Annotated in this window: 18 protein-coding genes; 7 read left to right on the top strand and 11 right to left on the bottom strand. The window is 72.8% G+C overall.

Annotated elements, in window-relative coordinates; translation table 11 throughout:
* Window positions 1-9 precede the first annotated feature (9 nt).
* The 3 genes from ACZ6S4_RS02385 to ACZ6S4_RS02375 all read right to left on the bottom strand — a co-directional run bounded on the left by ACZ6S4_RS02385 (window position 10) and on the right by ACZ6S4_RS02375 (window position 1,632).
* On the bottom strand, window positions 10-582 hold the full coding sequence (locus tag ACZ6S4_RS02385) for a hypothetical protein (RefSeq protein ID WP_465473150.1): 573 nt from the start codon (window positions 580-582) through the stop codon (window positions 10-12).
* Window positions 579-1,088, bottom strand: coding sequence for a SigE family RNA polymerase sigma factor (locus ACZ6S4_RS02380; protein ID WP_465473149.1), 510 nt, complete (start codon window positions 1,086-1,088; stop codon window positions 579-581). Before ACZ6S4_RS02380 ends, ACZ6S4_RS02385 begins: the two co-directional genes overlap by 4 nt.
* A gap of 97 nt (window positions 1,089-1,185) precedes the next feature.
* On the bottom strand, window positions 1,186-1,632 hold the full coding sequence (locus tag ACZ6S4_RS02375; RefSeq protein ID WP_465473148.1) for a MarR family winged helix-turn-helix transcriptional regulator: 447 nt from the start codon (window positions 1,630-1,632) through the stop codon (window positions 1,186-1,188).
* 73 nt (window positions 1,633-1,705) lie between these two features.
* Here ACZ6S4_RS02375 and ACZ6S4_RS02370 point away from each other — a divergent pair, with 73 nt between their 5' ends.
* Entirely contained in the window at window positions 1,706-2,071 is a 366-nt protein-coding gene (locus ACZ6S4_RS02370) for a VOC family protein (protein ID WP_465473147.1), read from the top strand.
* On the top strand, window positions 2,068-2,976 hold the full coding sequence (locus ACZ6S4_RS02365; protein ID WP_465473146.1) for a DNA-3-methyladenine glycosylase family protein: 909 nt from the start codon (window positions 2,068-2,070) through the stop codon (window positions 2,974-2,976). Before ACZ6S4_RS02370 ends, ACZ6S4_RS02365 begins: the two co-directional genes overlap by 4 nt.
* Here ACZ6S4_RS02365 and ACZ6S4_RS02360 read toward each other — a convergent pair.
* Both ACZ6S4_RS02360 and ACZ6S4_RS02355 read right to left on the bottom strand, forming a co-directional pair.
* Entirely contained in the window at window positions 2,966-4,402 is a 1,437-nt protein-coding gene (locus ACZ6S4_RS02360) for an aldehyde dehydrogenase family protein (protein ID WP_465473145.1), read from the bottom strand. The genes ACZ6S4_RS02365 and ACZ6S4_RS02360 overlap by 11 nt on opposite strands.
* 379 nt (window positions 4,403-4,781) lie before the next feature.
* Entirely contained in the window at window positions 4,782-5,198 is a 417-nt protein-coding gene (locus ACZ6S4_RS02355) for a hypothetical protein (protein ID WP_465473144.1), read from the bottom strand.
* 783 nt (window positions 5,199-5,981) lie between these two features.
* On the opposite strand from ACZ6S4_RS02355, the gene ACZ6S4_RS02350 reads away from it, so the two are divergent.
* Window positions 5,982-7,352: an FAD-binding oxidoreductase gene (locus tag ACZ6S4_RS02350; protein ID WP_465473143.1), complete on the top strand. Its 1,371-nt coding sequence runs from the start codon at window positions 5,982-5,984 to the stop codon at window positions 7,350-7,352.
* A gap of 17 nt (window positions 7,353-7,369) precedes the next feature.
* On the opposite strand, the gene ACZ6S4_RS02345 is transcribed toward ACZ6S4_RS02350, so the two are convergent.
* The 5 genes from ACZ6S4_RS02345 to ACZ6S4_RS02325 all read right to left on the bottom strand — a co-directional run bounded on the left by ACZ6S4_RS02345 (window position 7,370) and on the right by ACZ6S4_RS02325 (window position 11,105).
* Window positions 7,370-7,927, bottom strand: coding sequence for a dihydrofolate reductase family protein (locus ACZ6S4_RS02345; protein ID WP_465473142.1), 558 nt, complete (start codon window positions 7,925-7,927; stop codon window positions 7,370-7,372).
* Between the two features lie 94 nt (window positions 7,928-8,021).
* On the bottom strand, window positions 8,022-8,279 hold the full coding sequence (locus ACZ6S4_RS02340; RefSeq protein ID WP_465473141.1) for a hypothetical protein: 258 nt from the start codon (window positions 8,277-8,279) through the stop codon (window positions 8,022-8,024).
* A 13-nt stretch (window positions 8,280-8,292) separates the two neighbouring features.
* Window positions 8,293-9,258 carry a hypothetical protein gene (locus tag ACZ6S4_RS02335; protein ID WP_465473140.1) on the bottom strand — a complete coding sequence of 322 codons (966 nt, stop codon included), beginning with the start codon at window positions 9,256-9,258 and terminating at the stop codon, window positions 8,293-8,295.
* A gap of 9 nt (window positions 9,259-9,267) precedes the next feature.
* On the bottom strand, window positions 9,268-10,452 hold the full coding sequence (locus tag ACZ6S4_RS02330) for a sensor histidine kinase (RefSeq protein WP_465473139.1): 1,185 nt from the start codon (window positions 10,450-10,452) through the stop codon (window positions 9,268-9,270).
* The gene (locus ACZ6S4_RS02325) at window positions 10,449-11,105 is read right to left on the bottom strand and encodes a response regulator transcription factor (RefSeq protein WP_465473138.1); all 657 of its coding nucleotides are present in this window, start codon (window positions 11,103-11,105) and stop codon (window positions 10,449-10,451) included. The genes ACZ6S4_RS02330 and ACZ6S4_RS02325 overlap by 4 nt, the downstream gene beginning before the upstream one ends.
* Window positions 11,106-11,211: 106 nt before the next feature.
* Here ACZ6S4_RS02325 and ACZ6S4_RS02320 point away from each other — a divergent pair, with 106 nt between their 5' ends.
* From ACZ6S4_RS02320 to ACZ6S4_RS02305, 4 genes are read left to right on the top strand one after another with little or no spacing between them, the layout of a single operon-like run.
* Window positions 11,212-11,754 (top strand): hypothetical protein, encoded by a 543-nt coding sequence (locus tag ACZ6S4_RS02320; protein ID WP_465473137.1) that lies wholly within the window; start codon window positions 11,212-11,214, stop codon window positions 11,752-11,754.
* On the top strand, window positions 11,751-12,785 hold the full coding sequence (locus tag ACZ6S4_RS02315; protein ID WP_465473136.1) for a peptidoglycan-binding protein: 1,035 nt from the start codon (window positions 11,751-11,753) through the stop codon (window positions 12,783-12,785). Before ACZ6S4_RS02320 ends, ACZ6S4_RS02315 begins: the two co-directional genes overlap by 4 nt.
* Window positions 12,782-13,438, top strand: coding sequence for an ABC transporter ATP-binding protein (locus ACZ6S4_RS02310; protein ID WP_465473135.1), 657 nt, complete (start codon window positions 12,782-12,784; stop codon window positions 13,436-13,438). The genes ACZ6S4_RS02315 and ACZ6S4_RS02310 overlap by 4 nt, the downstream gene beginning before the upstream one ends.
* Window positions 13,435-14,622: an ABC transporter permease gene (locus ACZ6S4_RS02305; protein WP_465473134.1), complete on the top strand. Its 1,188-nt coding sequence runs from the start codon at window positions 13,435-13,437 to the stop codon at window positions 14,620-14,622. Before ACZ6S4_RS02310 ends, ACZ6S4_RS02305 begins: the two co-directional genes overlap by 4 nt.
* A gap of 39 nt (window positions 14,623-14,661) precedes the next feature.
* Here ACZ6S4_RS02305 and ACZ6S4_RS02300 read toward each other — a convergent pair whose 3' ends face one another.
* The gene (locus ACZ6S4_RS02300) at window positions 14,662-15,945 is read right to left on the bottom strand and encodes a tannase/feruloyl esterase family alpha/beta hydrolase (protein ID WP_465473133.1); all 1,284 of its coding nucleotides are present in this window, start codon (window positions 15,943-15,945) and stop codon (window positions 14,662-14,664) included.
* Window positions 15,946-16,000: the final 55 nt, after the last annotated feature.

Here is a 16,000-nt window from a genome sequence, read left to right as displayed (position 1 = left end):
GGTGCCGGGTCAGTCGCAGGGCTCGGGATCGCCGGCCAGCGGCCGGAAGGTGGCGTCCACCGTCGGTGTGTCGCTGGTGAAGCGGGCCTCGTCGGCGGCGACGAGCGCCATCGTCCCCGGCACGTAGAGGCCGCCGCCGTAGGTTGTCCGCGGCTCGGGTTGCTCCCGCTCGGCCTGCCACCATCGCCCGCCGAACCTGGCGTACCGGATCCCGCAGTGCACGAACAGGTCGTAGCGATAGGAGCTGCCGACGGCCGGCTCGGCCGGCCCGGTCGCCAGCTCCGTTCCCGGCGGCGCCGGTGGGTTGCTGTCCACTCTGTCCTCCTCGGTGGTGGCAGGGCTCGGCGCGGACGGTCCTGCCACGGCCGGGGCCGGTGGTGTCCCGGCATCCCGCGTCATCAGCACACTCGGTACGGCGATCGCGGCCACCACCAGCACCGCGAGCCCGGCCAGCCCGGCCCGGTCCCGTCGCCGCCGGGCGTGCGCGGCCACGATCGCGTCGCCGGCCGGAGTGACCCGAGGCGGATCGGCCACCATCGCGTGCAGCCCCCGGCGCAGTGCGTTCTCCTCCTGCTCGTTCATCGCCCCTCCACCGCCGTGTCGTGCAGGTCCGCGCTCTGCCGCAGCCGGGCCAGCGCACGGAAGGTCAGGCTCATGACTGTCCCGGGTGGGCACTGCAGGACCCGGGCGGCCTGTTCCACCGACAGGTCGTCGTAGTACCGCAGGACCACCGCCGCCCGCTGCCGCCGGGGGAGATCCGCGAGCGCCCGGGCCAGCGCGTCCGTGGTGGCCACGGTGTCCGCGGTGTCCCGTTCGTCGGCGCGGTCGGGCAGTCGTTCCCGGGGCAGTTCGTGCCGCCAGCGCCGCCGGTGCCAGGTGCAGTACGTGTTGACCATGACGGTCCGGGCGTAGCCGGTGGGGGAGTCCCACCGGTCGGCCTGGGACCAGCGCAGGTAGACCTTGGTCAAGGTGACCTGCAGCAGGTCCTGGCCCAGGTGCCAGTCGCCGGTGAGCAGGCGCGCCGTCCTGAGCAGCGGCAGGTTCGCGGCCTCGGCGAACTCCTGGAACTGCGGGCCGGACGGCTTCACGGGCTTCCCCTCGGCGAGCCGGCGGGTGCCGGGCCCTCACTTGTTCCAGACAACCTCACACCCCGGCCGCATTGCACCCGCAGGCGACGAAGTTTCCTCAGGCCGGGCTGAGGTTGCGAGCGCAGGCGGCCAGCGTTTCGAGGAGTTCCTGCTGTCGTGCGGGGCTCAGGCCCGCGCACATCCTTTTCTCGACGGCCCGCACCGCCGTGCTGGCCGCGAGCAGCTGATCCCGGCCGGCCGGGGTCAGCTCGGCCGGCAGTTCGCGGCCCCGGGCGGCGGTCGCGGGCCGGGTGACCAGCCCCCGCTCCTCGAGGCCGTGCAGCACCACGTTCATCGACTGGCGGGTGACGAAGGTGCCGCGGGCCAGTTCGGCGTTGGACAGGCCGGGCCGCTGGCCGAGCAGTTCCAGGCAGGAGTACTGCGGGACGGTCAGCTGCAGCGGCCGCAGCACCGCGTCCATCGCGGTGCGCAGCGCCACCGCGGCCTCCTTGAGGACGTAGCCGACGGCGTTCTCCACCGGCCCGACCGTTTCCTGTTGCACCATGTCAGCATCCTGACATACGCTGCTGGATGTCAGGACTTTGACATAGCCAGATTCGAGACGCCAGGAGTGCACCATGACGGTCACCGGACCCGACTTCGTCGCCCTGCAGGTGCGTGACCTGCAGCGATCCGCCGCCTTCTACGAGCAGCACCTCGGCCTGCGCCGGATCCCGGCGAGCCCGCCGGGCGCGGTCGTCTTCGCCACCCAGCCCGTGGCCTTCGCGGTGCGCGAGCCGCTGCCCGGCGTTGATCTCGACGCCGGCCGGCCCGGGCTGGGCGTCGCCCTGTGGCTGCACAGCACCGACGCCCAGGCGTTGCACGACACGCTCGACGCCGCCGGCGTGCCGATCGTGACGCCGGCCTTCGACGGGCCCTTCGGCCGCACCTTCACCTTCAGCGACCCCGACGGGTACGCCGTCACGATCCACGACAAGGCGTGAACACCTTCCGGATGCGGGCGCGCGGCCCGTTCTCACTGCGCAGCGCCGCCCGCTTCGTCGCGGGGTTCTCGGCCGGGCAGGGCGGCGGTGACGAGGCGCGGCTCGATCTGGCCTTCCCCGCCGAGCACGGCTGGACCCCCGTCGGGGTCCGGGTCACCGGGGACGGCGCCGAGCCGGTCGCCGAGGTCGTGGCCAACCCGGGCTCGGTGCCGGCCGATCGGATCCGCGGCCAGGTCGAGCGCATCCTGTCGCTGGACGTCGACGGCACCGGCTTCCCGGCGGTGGGCGAGCGGGACCCCGTCGTCGGCGAGCTGCAGGCCCGCTGTCCGGGGCTGCGGCCGGTGCAGTTCCACAGCCCGTACGAGGCCGCGGTGTGGACGATCATCGGGCAGCGCATCCGCCGGAGCCAGGCCGCGGGAATCCGTACCCGGCTCGCGACCCAGCTCGGACAGCAGATCGACTTCGGCGACGGGCAGCTCCCCTCGTTCCCGGCACCCGACCGGCTCGCCGGCCTGCGCGAGTTCCCCGGCCTCACCAGCCGCAAGATCGAGCAGTTGCAGTCCCTCGGCCGGGCCGCCGACGACGGACAGCTCGACGCCGCCACCCTGCGCGCCCTGCCGCCCGAGGAGGCACTGACCCGGCTGCAGACCCTGCCCGGCATCGGGCCGTTCTCCGCCGAACTGATCCTGCTGCGCGGCGCCGGCGACCCCGACGCGTTTCCCCGCAACGAGAAACGGCTGCACCAGGCCATGACCGGCGCCTACCGGCTCGGCGACGACCCCGGCCTCGCGCGGCTCGAGGCCATCGCCGAGCAATGGCGTCCGTACCGGACGTGGGTCGCGCTCTTGCTGCGCGCCTCGCTGGCCGAGCAGAGCAAGGGCGATCAGGTACGGCTCAGCCGATGATCACCGTCTGCAGCTCGGTGAACGCCTCCATCGGGTGCGCGCCGCCGACCCGCCCGAGCCCACTGTCGGAGCCGGAACGCCCACCGAAGGGCAGGTGGCTCTCCCAGTAGTTGGTGGACTCGTTGATGTTGACCCAGCCGGTGCGCACCGCGTCGGCGAAGGCGAGCCCGGTGCTCAGGTCGGCGGTGTAGACGGCGGCCAGCAGCCCGTACCGGGAGGCGTTGGTCAGCTCGATCGCCTCCTCGAGGCCCGAGACGGCGACGATCGGGGCGATCGGGCCGAAGGTCTCCTCGGTGGCCGCCGCGGCGTCGGCCGGTACGTCGGTGAGGACGGTGGCCGGCCAGTACAGGTCGGTGGCGAAGCCGGTGGCGCGGGCGCCGCCGGTCAGCGCCGAGGCCCCGCGGCGCAGGGCGTCGGCGACGTGCTCGTCCATCTTGGCCGCTACACCGGCGTTGTTGAGCGGGCCCATCGTGGTGGCGTCGTCGAGCGGATCGCCCAGCCGGATGCGGTCGGTGACCGCGCGGGCGAGCCGTTCGGCGAAGTCGTCGCGCACCGCGTGGTGCACCAGCAGCCGCTCGCCGGCGGTGCAGCTCTGCCCGGCGCACAGGAAGCAGGCCTGCAGGGCGCCCTCGACGGCCCGGTCCAGGTCGGCGTCGGCCAGCACCACGAGCGGGCCGTTGCCGCCCATCTCCAGCAGCGTCGCCTTGCCCGCCGCCGCGCTCGCGACCGACCGGCCGGTGGCCGTGGAGCCGATGAAGGCGACCGCGTCCGTACCGGGGTGGCGCGCGATCTCGTCACCCACCACCGGCCCGGGGCCGGTCACCAGGTTGAGCACGCCGGGCGGCAGGTCGGCCTCGGCAACACATTCGGCCAGCGCGACAGCCGAGATCGCCGTCGACGGCGCGGGCGTCCAGACCACGGTGTTGCCACTGGCCAGCGCGGGCGCGATCAGCTCGGCGGGCATCGTGTACGGCCAGTTCCACGGCGTGATCACCCCGACCACCCCGCGCGGGCGCCGGACCAGCAGCGCCCGTTTGCCGGTACTCGCCGAGTTCGGCAGCAGCCCGCCCAGCCGCTTGCCGTCCTCCGCGGCCATCCGCCAGTACGTGACCAGCTCGTCGACCTCGTCATAGGCCTCGGCGCGCAGCGGCTTGCCCTGGTCCAGGGTCAGCGTGCGGGCCAGGTCGTCGCGCCGGGACTCGATGACGTCCGCGACCCGGTGCAGCAGGGCGGCACGCTCGAAGGCGGACAGCCGCGCCCAGCCACCGGTGGCCCGGCGGGCGGCGGCGATGGCGGCGCGGGCGTCCTGGCGGTCACCGTCGGGCACGGTGCCGAGCTGCTCACCGGTCGCCGGGCTGGTCGCGACGGTGGTGGCGCCGGACAGCGCGGAGATCCAGGCGCCGTCGACGAACATCTGATGGTGCATGACTCTCCCAGCCGGCCGGACGATGAGGCGAGCCCACCCTAGTCGGCGAGCGCGGCGGCAGTGGGAGTCGCTCACCCGGCTTGAGTCGTACCGACGCCTGCACCGCTCGACGGCGCGGTACGGTCGCGGGCCGGTGATCGTGTTTTTGGCGTCCGTCGCAGTTCCGCATTCTGGCTGAGACTGATGTGGGTTTCTGCTTGTCTCGTACTCGAGATTAGTAGACCTAGTGGAGCCCGCTCGCGTACCTCTCGTTTGATCTTGTCGCACAATTCGGTCGCCTTGGCCGTCGGGTTCTCGGCTTCGTGATCCGCTCGCGCGGAGCCGTCGATCAAGCCCGCCTCGCTTCACGGGTGTAATGCCTGATTGTGGTCGGCCGCGACTACACGCAGATCTGGCCGCTCGGCAGGATTCCAGTGCCGCGCGAGACCTCCACCGTCACCGAAGTGTTGGCTCTCAGCCGAAGAACCGCCACGCGGAACCAATACCCCGACGGATCTCGGACGGCCAGCGACTGACCGGTGCTAGGGTCGCCACTGCATTCGCCGTCCGACGTTGCGAGATTCAGGTCCACGAAGCTGTCGTATACGGTCGAGACGCCGACTCGCAATGCCCCGCCGAAGAATGTCTTCGATTGAGCCTGCTTGATCTCACCCGTTGCCGTGTCAACCACAGCCTGCGAGGCATCGGTAGGAGGCGGCGCCGCCGACTCGACGCTGGGGGCGACTCCGACGATGCCGGGCACGGTGGGCGTAGATGACACAGTCACTGTGACCGACGGTGTGACCGTGTGGGTCACGGTGACTGTGGGCGAAGGTCTTGCATTGCGCACCGGGTCTCCCGCGGCAACGGTTTGACTCAGTACCAAGCACACGACGGTGCCGAGCCAACACAGTGGCGCTGCCCACCGCCTCGCAGGGCGTTCATGTCGAAAGACCCACAGGCCGCCAAGGCCAAAGGCTATGGCGAAGATGGCTAGGACGGCGCGTAGGGGCTCCAGCTGATTCCATGTGAGTACCGCAGCGATGAAGCCAAAGACCCAAGCGGTGTAGTCGGGATTGTTCGATGGTGCCGACGGCTGAATTATGTGGACATTATCGAGAACCGTGGTACCCGCGTCGCCCGACGTAGGCTCTCCGCTCGCCTCAGGCGAGCCGGCATTCCGGAGCTTCGACTGAGTGCCTGCTCTTCGCTTGCGCCTCGGTTGGCCGGCACTCGTCACAAAACAAGTCTACCTGTGTCCGTCTTCTTCTCGGCCTTCTCCCCGTTCAGATACGTCGCAAGACGGCCGGCGCCTGCGTCGATGCGCTCCGCAACCGTCTGCTTGCGCGGTCCGGCATCACACCGATGGCCGGCATAGTCAGATCCATGCCGAACCGTAAGGGCATGGTGACCCGCTCCTGTGCCTCAGCGGCGCCGTCCACGAACATCTGATGGTGCATGACTCTCTCAGCCGGCCGGACGAGGCGAGCCCACCCTAGTCGGCGGGCGTGTCGTCGGCGGACGTCGTGTTGGCGACATCACCGTGCGTGAACTCGCGGTACGGTCGCCGGACCCCACCCACGCGCGCATCGGAGTCGCCATGACCGCCACCAGCACCCCGGCCGACCTCGCCGGCGCCGTCCGCGTCCTGCGCCCGCTGCTCGCCGAGCGCCTGTTGCTGACCCAGGACGCCGGGTTCCCGGCCGCCCGCCAGGTCTGGAACGCCGCGGTGACCCACCAGCCGGCCGCGATCGCCCGCTGCACCACGGTGGCCGAGATCAGCGCGGCAGTGCGTGTCGCCCGGGACGCCGGCATGCCGCTGTCGGTGCGAGCCGGCGGACACGACTGGGCGGGGCGGGCCCTGCGCGACGGCGGCCTGGTCATCGACCTCACCGCCATGCGCGAGGTCACCGTGGACGCGCCGGCCCGTACCGCCACGGCCCAGGGCGGCGCGATCACCGCTGATCTGGTGGCCGCGTCCACCCCGTACGGGCTGGCCACCGCGACCGGCGTGGTCCGCGCGGTGGGCCTGACCGGTCTGACCACCGTCGGCGGCTACGGCCCGCTGATCGGCCGGTACGGCCTGACCCTGGACAACCTGCTGGGCGCGACGGTGGTGCTGGCCGACGGCACGACGGTCGTGGCGGGCCCGGACGACGACCCCGAACTGTGGTGGGCCCTGCGCGGCGGAGGCGGCAACTTCGGCGTCGTGACGGAGCTGCGCTACCGGCTGCACGAGGTGCCGTCGATCCTCACCGGCATGCTGATGTTCCCGTTCGAGCAGGCGGCCGCGGTCCTGTCCGGCCACGCCGAGATCATGGCCGACGCCCCGGACGAACTGAGCGTCATGACCGGCTTCCTGCCCGGTCCCGAGGGCCGTCCGCTGGCGTTCCTGTGCCCGTTCTGGTGCGGCGACCTCGCGGCGGGGGAGCAGGCGATCGCCCGCCTGCGTTCGCTGGGCCGCCCGATCGTGGACCAGATCGCCCCGATGCCGTACGAGGCGGCGCTGAGCATGTTCGACCGCAGCATGGTCGACGGCAACCACTACCTGCTGCGGACCCGCTGGCTGCCCGACGTGCCGGCCCCGGCGGTGGACGCCCTCATCACCGCGGCGAGCGAGATCAGTTCGCCGTTCTCGGCCCTGATCCTGAACCGCTTCCACGGCGCCGCGTCGAGAGTGGAACCGTCGGCGACGGCCTTCGCCCAGCGCACGCCGCACACCGTGCTGGAGGTGATCGCCGCCTGGCAGCCCGGGGATCCGGTCGAGCCGCACCGCACCTGGGCCGACTCGGTGGCGACGTCGCTGGACGAGCTGTCGCTGCCGGGCGGCTACCCGAACCTGCTGGGCCCGGACGACGAGGACCGCTCCCGCGACTCGTACGGCGCCAACCTGAGCCGGCTGCTGGCGGCGAAACGCCACTACGACCCGGACAACACCTTCGCCTCGGCCATCCCGTCCCTGCTCGGCTGACGCCGGGCTCCTGCGATTCAGCGCGCGCGGCGGTAGTGCAGGGCCACCACGCCGTTGCTGAGCGGCTGCGCCGAAAGCAGCTCGAGCTCGCGCGTGCCGGGCAGCCCGCCCTGGTACAGCGTCGGGCCGTGGCCGGCGATCCGGGGATGGACGAGCAGCTTGTACTCGTCGATCAGGTCCCATCGGTCGAGCTCGGTTGCCAGGTTGCCGCTGCAGAGGAGAACCCCGTCCGGGGTCGCGTCCTTGAGCTTCTGCACTTCCTCACGCAGATCGCCGGCGATGTGGTGGCTGTTGGTCCACGGGAAGTCCTTGCGCGTCGACGACACCACGTACTTGGGTTTGGCCTCCAGCTTGGCCGCCCACTCCCGCATGGCCGGCGGCGCCTCCACGTCGCCGCGGGCGACGGCCGGCCAGTGGCTCTCCATCATCTCGTAGGTGACGCGACCCCACAGCATCGCCCCGCTTTCGTCCATGAGACGGGTGAAGAGGGCATGCGTCTCATCGTCGGCGATCCCCTCCTGGTGGTCGACACAACCGTCCAGGGTGACGTTGAGGGTGAAGGTGAGGAGTCCCATGGCCGCAGAGTCTAGGGCCACGACGGCGTCGCGGTGCCCGAGTGCATCCAGGCTCAGCCGAGGGTGAGCAGCCCGTTGTCCAGCGCCGCCGGGATCAGATGCCGGTCAGCTCGTGCTCGTCGCGCGACAACAACGTCCCCGTACCCCACAGCCGATCGTGCATCCCGACCCCCGGCCCGGCCCGGCCACCCGCGACGGCGATGGCGGCGGCGAGGCAGCGCCCGCGCGTTGACCGCTGTGCAGGCTGGAGTTGAGCAGCGCGGCCCGTAACCGCAGTCTCGGCGGCGCGGCGCTGGGTGGGCCGCAGGTCGAAGCCGAACACGGACCGGGCCAGCTCAGCGACGTCGGGCATGGGCCGGCTCCAGCTAGAACGGGTCCATGTGGGGCCGGCTGCGTACCCGGTCATGGAGCTCGCGCAGCCACGGCCGGCGGACCGCGGGCATGCGCGCGAGGGTGGAGACGAACACGCCCCAGTCGGGCCGGAACGGTCCGGGCGGCTGCCGCGGCGACGGGTCGTCGCGCCGGGCCTCGTCGGGCATCGCGCCGGCCCCGGGCACCGGCCGGCGCTCGCGGTGCAAGGCCAGGTAGCGCCACACGTCGTAGGCCAACGGGACGGCCCCGGGCGCCGGCCAGTGCTCGCCGTTCCGCGGGTGCGACGGCACCAGGACCAGCTCGGCGGTGACGGCGGGCAGTCCCGGTCCGGCCACCACGAGGGTCCGGGCCGGCGTACCCGGTGGCAGCAGTGTCAAGATCGAGCGGCGGAAGACGTCGGCGACCGGGCCTTCGGGCACCGCCACCGGCGTACCGTCGGATTTTGCGAGCAGGTGGGCCAGCGCGGCCGCGACCGCGGCCGCCCAGATCGGGTTCCACCAGCCGGCCAGGTCGATCGGCGGCAGCACCGGCCGCTGCGCGGGCAGCGCCTCCCAGCTGGTCACCGGACGCGGGTCGTCGTCGCCGGCGATGCTGCGCACGGCCGGCGGGTGCAGCCACACCGCCTGCCAGTACGAGCAGTCGTCGATCCGCGTCGCCACCTCCCGCCCGCACCGCTCACAGGCCAGGTTGGGCCCGTCCCGGCCGTCGAGCCCGTAGCAGTAACCCTCGCTGCGCCCCGGGATGAAGACGGTCCCGCGCACGTCACCGGGCGCGATGACCACAGCCCCGCGGGGACTGCCGGGCAGCAGCCCGGAGGGCTCGGGATTCACCGCGTAGGTGCCGGGCTCCATGAGCGGGCCCAGCAGGTCGTGGCCGTACTGCTGCTCGGCGTGCACCGGCAGCGCCACCCGCGACACCGGCACGGTCAGCACGGCACCGCAGCCTGCACACGCGAACACCGTCACAACCTAGCGGTCGGGCAGCTCGACGGTGATGGCCAGGCCGCCGCCGGGGCGCGGCTCGGCGGTGATCGTGCCGCCGTGGGCGGTCACGATCGACCGCACGATGGACAGGCCCAGGCCGCTGCCCTCGGTCGAGCCGATCCGGTCCGTCAGCCGGCGGAACGGTTCGAACAGGCCCGGGATCTCGTACGCGGCGATGACCGGCCCCGGATTGGTGACGGTGAGCCGCTGACCGGCGCAGGTGACGCGTACCTCGCCGTCGGGCTCGTTGTAGGTCATCGCGTTGCGCAGCAGGTTCTGCACCAGGCGTTCCAGCAGGATCGGATCGCCGTGCACCGGTGCCGGTGCCAGCGACGCGTGCAGGGTGATGCCGGCGGCCGCCGCTTCGGGCCGGGCCACGCTCACCAGCCGCTCGGTGACCGCGGCCAGGTCGACCGGTTCGCGGGTCGTCAGGTGCTGTTCGGAGCCCGCCAGCACCAGCAGACCCTCGATGAGCCGCTCGTGGCGGGCGTTGACGCTGAGCAGGGTCTCGCCCAGCCGGCGGGTCTCGGCGGGCGCGCCGGGCCGGCTCATGGCCACCTCGATGAGCGTCCGGTTGATGGTCAGCGGGGTGCGCAGCTCATGCGAGGCGTTGGCGACGAAGCGGCGCTGCGAGCCGAAAGCCGCGTCCAGGCGGGCCAGCATGTCGTCGAAGGTGTCGGCCAGCTGCCGCAGCTCGTCCTTGGGGCCGCTCAGGCCGATGCGTTCGTGCAGGTTGCGGTCCGCGACCCGGCGGGCGGTCGCGGTGATCTGCTGCAGCGGGCGCAGGGTCCGCCCGGCCATCAGCCAGCCCAGCCAGATGCCGATGACCGCCACCCCGGCCAGCGCGATGGCGCCGCGCTGCAGCAGCGAGGTCAGCGTCTGCCGGCGGAACTGCGTCTGCAGCTCCCCGGCGAGCTTCACCAGCTGCACGCTCTCCAGCTCCTGCGCCGGGGTCGTCTTCCGCGGGTAGGTCTCGGCCGGCACAGAAGGTGCGGCGGCGATCCGCATCCCCGGTACGGCGAGCACGGCGTCCTGGCTGAAGGAGCTGTTGTTCAGCGCCTGCGCGAGCAGCAGGTAGGTGATGGCCAGCAGCGCGGTGCCGGCCAGCAGGAACACCCCGCCGTAGAGGGCGGTCAGCCGGGCCCGGACGGTCAGTCGGTGGGTCGTCACGGGATCTGGTACCCCACTCCGGTCACGGTGGTGACCACTTGCGGCGGTCCGAGTTTGCGGCGCAGGTTCAGGATCGTCACCCGGACCACGCCGGTGAACGGGTCGGTGTGCTCGTCCCAGGCCTTCTCCAGCAGCTGCTCACTGCTGACCACCGCCCCGTCGGCGCGCAGCAGCTCCTCCAGCACGGCGAACTCCTTGCGGGACAGGGCGACGTGGTGCCCGTCGCGGTAGACCTGGCGGCGGGAGGTGTCCAGGCGTACGCCCGCGCGTTCCAGCACCGGTGGTGCCGCCGGGCGGGCCCGCCGGCCCAGGGCCCGGACCCGGGCGATCAGCTCGACGAAGGCGAACGGTTTGGGCAGGTAGTCGTCGGCGCCCAGGCCCAGACCGGCCACCCGGTCGGCCAGACCGCCCGAGGCGGTGAGCATCAGCACCCGTACGGGTGAGCCCGAGCTGACCACCGCCCGGCACACGTCGTCGCCGTGCACCACCGGCAGGTCCCGGTCCAGCACGAGCACGTCGTAGCTGTTCACCGCGAGCCGTTGCAGTGCGGCATCCCCGTCGTACGCGGTGTCCACGGCCAGCGACTGCAACCGCAGACCCTCCGTGATCGCGTCGGCCAGCACGACCTCGTCCTCTGCCACCAGTATCCGCACCGGCACATGGTGCCTGGCCAACCCGTTAGAACCCTGTTAGCGCCGGCGCTAATGACCGGTTAACCGGCGTTCTGGTGTCGTGGCTCCGACCCGAGAAGGAGCTGTGATGACACACCGATACCGGATGCGGCTGATCGCCGTACCCCTGCTGCTCGTGGCCGCGCTGAGCGGATGCGCCGCCGACAAGAAGGAGCAGCAGGTGGCCTCGGCCGGCGGCAAGCCGAGCGCGGGCGCGTCGGCCCCGGCCGACGACGCGGCCCTGGGCCGCAAGTTCGCCCAGTGCATGCGCACGGCGGGGATCGAGATGCCCGACCCCGGCCCCGACGGGATGGTCGGGATGCCCGCCACCGCCGTCGGCGACGAGGCCTCGGGCAAGAAGATGGATGCCGCGATGGAGAAGTGCCGGGAGTTCCTGCCCAACGGCGGCGAGCCGCCGAAAGCCACGGCCGAGGACCTGGCCAAGGCCCGCGACTACGCCAAGTGCGTGCGGGAGAACGGCGTGCCCAGCTTCCCGGACCCGGACCCGGAGACCGGCGGCTTCAAGATGGATGCGGACAACAACGCCGACCTGGAGAAGTTGTCGAAGATCGGCGACAAGTGCCCGCAGTTCGGCACCGGAGTGATGCCGGGCATCGAGGTGCGCCGGTGACCCGCCGCACCGCGCTGGTCGTGATCGCCGCGGTGGCCACCCTGGGCGCGACGGGCGCGGCCGCGGTCGTCCTCGACGACGAGCCGGACACTGCGCCGGCGGCTGCGGGACCGGCGGCCACCACCACGGTACGGCGTCAGACGCTGGCCAAATCGGTCACCGTCGACGGCGAGCTCGGCTACGGCGAACCGGTCCCGATGAAGTCCGCGGCCGGCGGCACCGTGACGTGGCTGCCGAAGCAGGGCCGCACGATCGAACGCGGCGGCACCGTGCTGCGCGCCGACAACCGCCGAGTGGTGCTGCTCACCGGCGTCCTGCCGCTCTACCGGCCGCTGTCGCCGGGCGTCGAGGGCCCCGACGTCCTGCAGTTCGAGCGCAACCTGCGCGACCTGGGCTACGGCGGCTTCACCGTCGACGACGAGTACAGCGCCGCGACCGCACGCGCGGTCCGCACCTGGCAGAAGAAGCTCGCGCTGCCGCGCACCGGCACCGTCACCTCGGCGTGGGTGGTCGTGGCCACCGGCACGATCCGCGTCGCCGAGCACAAGGTCCGCGTCGGTGATCCCGCCTCGGGCGAGGTGCTCACCTACACCGGCGCCGCCGCGGTCGTCACGGTCGACGCCGAGGCCGACGCCGCCGACTGGGCCCGGCCCGGCGCCAAGGTGTCGGTCACCCTGCCCGACGGCAGCAAGACCCCCGGCACGGTGACCCACGTGGGCGCCAAGGCAACCGCCGAGCAGGGCAAGGACCCGACGGTCCCGGTCACGATCAAGCTGCGCGACCCGACGGCCGGCGGCGGGCTGCGCGAGGCCCCGGTCGAGGTCACCTACACCGGCGACCAGCGCAAGAACGTGCTGAGCGTGCCGGTCGCGGCGCTGGTCGCATTGGCCGAGGGCGGGTACGGCCTGCAGGTCGTCGAGGGCGGCGCCACCCGCTACCTGCCGGTCCGGGTCGGCATGTTCGCCGACGGCCGCGCCGAGGTCAGCGGGGACGGGCTCGCCGACGGCATGACCGTGGGGATGCCGGCATGATCCGGATGAGCGAGGTCGGCAAGACCTACCCCGGCGGCGTCGCGGCCCTGAACGCGGTGTCGATGCACGTGGACGCCGGCGAGCTGGTCGGCATCGTCGGCCCGTCGGGCTCCGGCAAGTCGACGATGCTGCACCTGCTCGGCGCCCTCGACCGCCCGTCGACCGGCACCGTGAGCATCGACGGCCACGACGTGGCGAGCCTGCCCGACCGGGTCCTGTCGGCGTTGCGCGCCCGCACGATCGGCTTCGTCTTCCAGCAGTTCCACCTGGCGCCGGGCGTGTCCGCCCTCGACAACGTCGCCGACGGCCTGCTCTACACCGGCGTACGCCGCCGCGAGCGCCGCCGCCGGGCCGCGAGCACTCTGCAACGCGTGGGCCTGGAGCACCGGGCCCACCACCGCCCGCACGAACTCTCCGGCGGGGAACGCCAGCGCGTGGCGATCGCCCGGGCGGTCGTCGGTGACCCGGCGGTGCTGCTGGCCGACGAGCCGACCGGCAACCTCGACTCCGTGGCCAGCGCGGGCGTGCTGGAGCTGCTGAGGTCGCTGCACGCCACCGGCACCACGGTCGTGCTGATCACCCACGACCGGGAGATCGCCGGGGGACTGCCGCGATGCCTGCACATGCGCGACGGCCGGCTGGCGGAGTCATGACCGCCCGCCTGCGTCCCGCCCGTCTCGCCCCCGGCGACGTGCTGCGGGTCGGGGCGGCCGGGCTGCGGACCCGGCCGCTGCGGATCGTGCTGTCCGCGCTGGGGATCGCCATCGGCATCGCCGCGATGCTGGCCGTGGTCGGCATCTCGGCGTCCAGCCGCGCCGACCTCAACCGCACCCTGGACCAGCTCGGCACCAACCTGCTGACGGTCGCGCCGGGGCAGACGATGGCCGGCGAGGACGCGAAGCTGCCCGCCGAGTCACCGGCGATGGTCCGGCGCATCGCCCCGGTCGAGTCGGCCACCGCCACCGGCCGGCTGGCGGCGAAGGTCTACCGCAACGAGTACATCCCGGTGGGGGAGAGCGGCAGCATCGCCGTCCTCGCGGCCCGGCCGGACCTGCTCGGCACGGTCGGCGCCCGGCTGTCCGCGGGCCGCTGGCTCAGCGACGCCGCCGACGGCCCGGCGGTCGTGCTCGGCGCGGCGGCCGCCCGGCGCCTCGGCATCCAAGCGCCCGGCCCGCGGGTGTGGCTGGGCGGGCTGTGGTTCAGCGTGGTCGGCGTCCTGGCGCCGGTGCCGCTGGCCCCCGAACTGGACTCGGGCGCCCTGGTCGGTTGGGCAGCCGCCCAGAAGTTGCTCGCCTTCGACGGCTCACCGACCACGGTCTACACCCGCTCGGCGGAGGAGTCGGTGGAACAGGTCCGCCGGGTGCTGGCGGCGACGGCCAACCCCGAGGCCCCGAACGAGGTGAAGGTGTCGCGGCCCTCTGACGCGCTCGCGGCGGCCCGGGCGGCCGACAGCGCCCTCAACGGCCTGTTGCTGGGCCTGGGCGCGGTGGCCCTGACCGTGGGCGGGGTGGGGGTGGCGAACACCATGGTCATCTCGGTGCTGGAGCGGCGGGCGGAGATCGGCCTGCGCCGGGCGCTCGGGGCGACCCGGGGGCAGATCCGGCTGCAGTTCCTGTGCGAGTCGCTGCTGCTGGCCACGCTCGGTGGTGTCGCGGGGGTGCTGATCGGTGCCGCGGTCACCGCGGGCTACGCCGGGTACCGGTCGTGGTCGCCGGTCGTGCCCGGTTGGGCCCTCGCCGGTGGGGTCGCGGCGACGATGCTGGTCGGGATGGTGGCCGGTCTGTATCCGGCGGCCCGCGCGGCGCGGCTGCCCCCGAGCCAGGCGCTGTCGCACTGAACCGGCCACCCGCTGCCGGTGCGGCGGGTGGCCGTGCGGTCAGCTGCGGCCGGTCCAGGCCTCGAGCTCGGTGAACGCGCTGGTGAACGACGGCAGCATGGGCCGCAGGACGCCCGGGGCGATCGGCACCAGGCCGTCGGTGTGGGTGCCACCGGGCACGAGGCTGTAGCGGTGCAGGCCGCCGCGGCCGGCCTCGGTGACCATCCGGTGGTAGGCGTCGCCGTAGGTCGCGGGCGGCGTCAGGACGTCCAGGGTGCCCTGGATGCTGACCAGCGGCCGGTTGATCCGCCCGGTGAGCGCGACCCGGGCGACGGCCCGGTGCACCGCGCCGGGCCGGGCGGCGAGGTCGTAGTCGGTGTCGCATCCGGCCCCGGTGCCCTCGGCGCAGAACGGGGTGCCGGCCTCGGTGGCACCGTCGTAGTCCGGGTCGAGCTCTTCGCGGACCAGTCGCTGCAGGAGGTCCCACTGGTTCTTGTGGTGGTAACCCCACAGCGCCTCGGACCCCGCGGGATAGCCGGCCGCGATCATCTCGGCGTGGGCCGTGGCGTCACCGGCGGCGTAGCGGGGATAGGCGCGCAGGGCCGGCGGCAGCGTCGTGAGCAGGCTGGTGTCCCGGGTGAAGATCAGGGCGTTCCAGTCCAGGCCGCCGGTGTAGAGCTCCGGGCGGTTCTCCAGCTGCCAGCGCACCAGGTAGCCGCCGGCGGACAGCCCGGCCGCGTACGTGGTGCGCGGGGCCCGGCCGTAGTGCCGCGCGGCGACCTTCTGGGCGGCCACGGTGAGCTGCGTGAAGCGTCGGTGCCATTCCAGGATCGCGTCGCCGGGGCGGCGGCCGTCGCGGTAGATCTGGGCGCCGGTGTTGCCCTTGTCCGTGGCGGCGTAGGCGTAGCCCCGGGCCAGGACCTGATCACCGATGATCCGGTCGTTGGCGAACTGTTCACGGGTCGAGGGTGGTCCGGCCACCACGAGCCCGCCGTTCCAGCGGGCCGGCAGCCGCAGGACGAACTGGCTGTCGTGGTGCCAGCCGTGGTTGGTGTTGGTCGCGGAGGTGTCGGGGAAGTAGCCGTCCACCTGGACGCCCGGCACCCCGGAGGGCGTGACCGTGCCGGGTGCTTCCAGGCCGGCCCAGTCCGCCGGATCGGTGTGCCCGGACGGGACCGTGCCGGCGGTGGTCAGATCGGCCAGGCAGGAGGTGACGGCGTGCTCGGCGCCCGGCACCCGTACGCCCGGGCAGTGCGCCGGATGCGCGGCGGCGGGCACCGGTATCAGGACGGCCGATATCGCGGCGGTCAGAAGGAGTGGTGCGACGGCGAGGCAGCGGCGCATGCGGACCTGCTTTCCGAGACGGAGACGACGCCGGGAAATCTAGGAGCCGCAGGTC

The organism is Actinoplanes sp. NPDC051405 (genome assembly GCF_055586185.1).
The sequence above is the reverse complement of the archived record's forward strand: the minus strand, read 5'-3'. Positions and strand labels throughout refer to the sequence as shown.

What these genes read in the sequence shown, in the direction of transcription:
- ACZ6S4_RS02305 (WP_465473134.1), top strand. Translation starts at nt 13,435, where the DNA reads ATGACCGCCCGCCTGCGTCCCGCCCGTCTCGCCCCCGGCGACGTGCTG.
- ACZ6S4_RS02320 (WP_465473137.1), top strand. Translation starts at nt 11,212, where the DNA reads ATGACACACCGATACCGGATGCGGCTGATCGCCGTACCCCTGCTGCTC.
- ACZ6S4_RS02345 (WP_465473142.1), bottom strand. Translation starts at nt 7,927, where the DNA reads ATGGGACTCCTCACCTTCACCCTCAACGTCACCCTGGACGGTTGTGTC.
- ACZ6S4_RS02385 (WP_465473150.1), bottom strand. Translation starts at nt 582, where the DNA reads ATGAACGAGCAGGAGGAGAACGCACTGCGCCGGGGGCTGCACGCGATG.
- ACZ6S4_RS02370 (WP_465473147.1), top strand. Translation starts at nt 1,706, where the DNA reads ATGACGGTCACCGGACCCGACTTCGTCGCCCTGCAGGTGCGTGACCTG.
- ACZ6S4_RS02375 (WP_465473148.1), bottom strand. Translation starts at nt 1,632, where the DNA reads ATGGTGCAACAGGAAACGGTCGGGCCGGTGGAGAACGCCGTCGGCTAC.
- ACZ6S4_RS02340 (WP_465473141.1), bottom strand. Translation starts at nt 8,279, where the DNA reads ATGCCCGACGTCGCTGAGCTGGCCCGGTCCGTGTTCGGCTTCGACCTG.
- ACZ6S4_RS02300 (WP_465473133.1), bottom strand. Translation starts at nt 15,945, where the DNA reads ATGCGCCGCTGCCTCGCCGTCGCACCACTCCTTCTGACCGCCGCGATA.
- ACZ6S4_RS02360 (WP_465473145.1), bottom strand. Translation starts at nt 4,402, where the DNA reads ATGCACCATCAGATGTTCGTCGACGGCGCCTGGATCTCCGCGCTGTCC.
- ACZ6S4_RS02310 (WP_465473135.1), top strand. Translation starts at nt 12,782, where the DNA reads ATGATCCGGATGAGCGAGGTCGGCAAGACCTACCCCGGCGGCGTCGCG.
- ACZ6S4_RS02350 (WP_465473143.1), top strand. Translation starts at nt 5,982, where the DNA reads ATGACCGCCACCAGCACCCCGGCCGACCTCGCCGGCGCCGTCCGCGTC.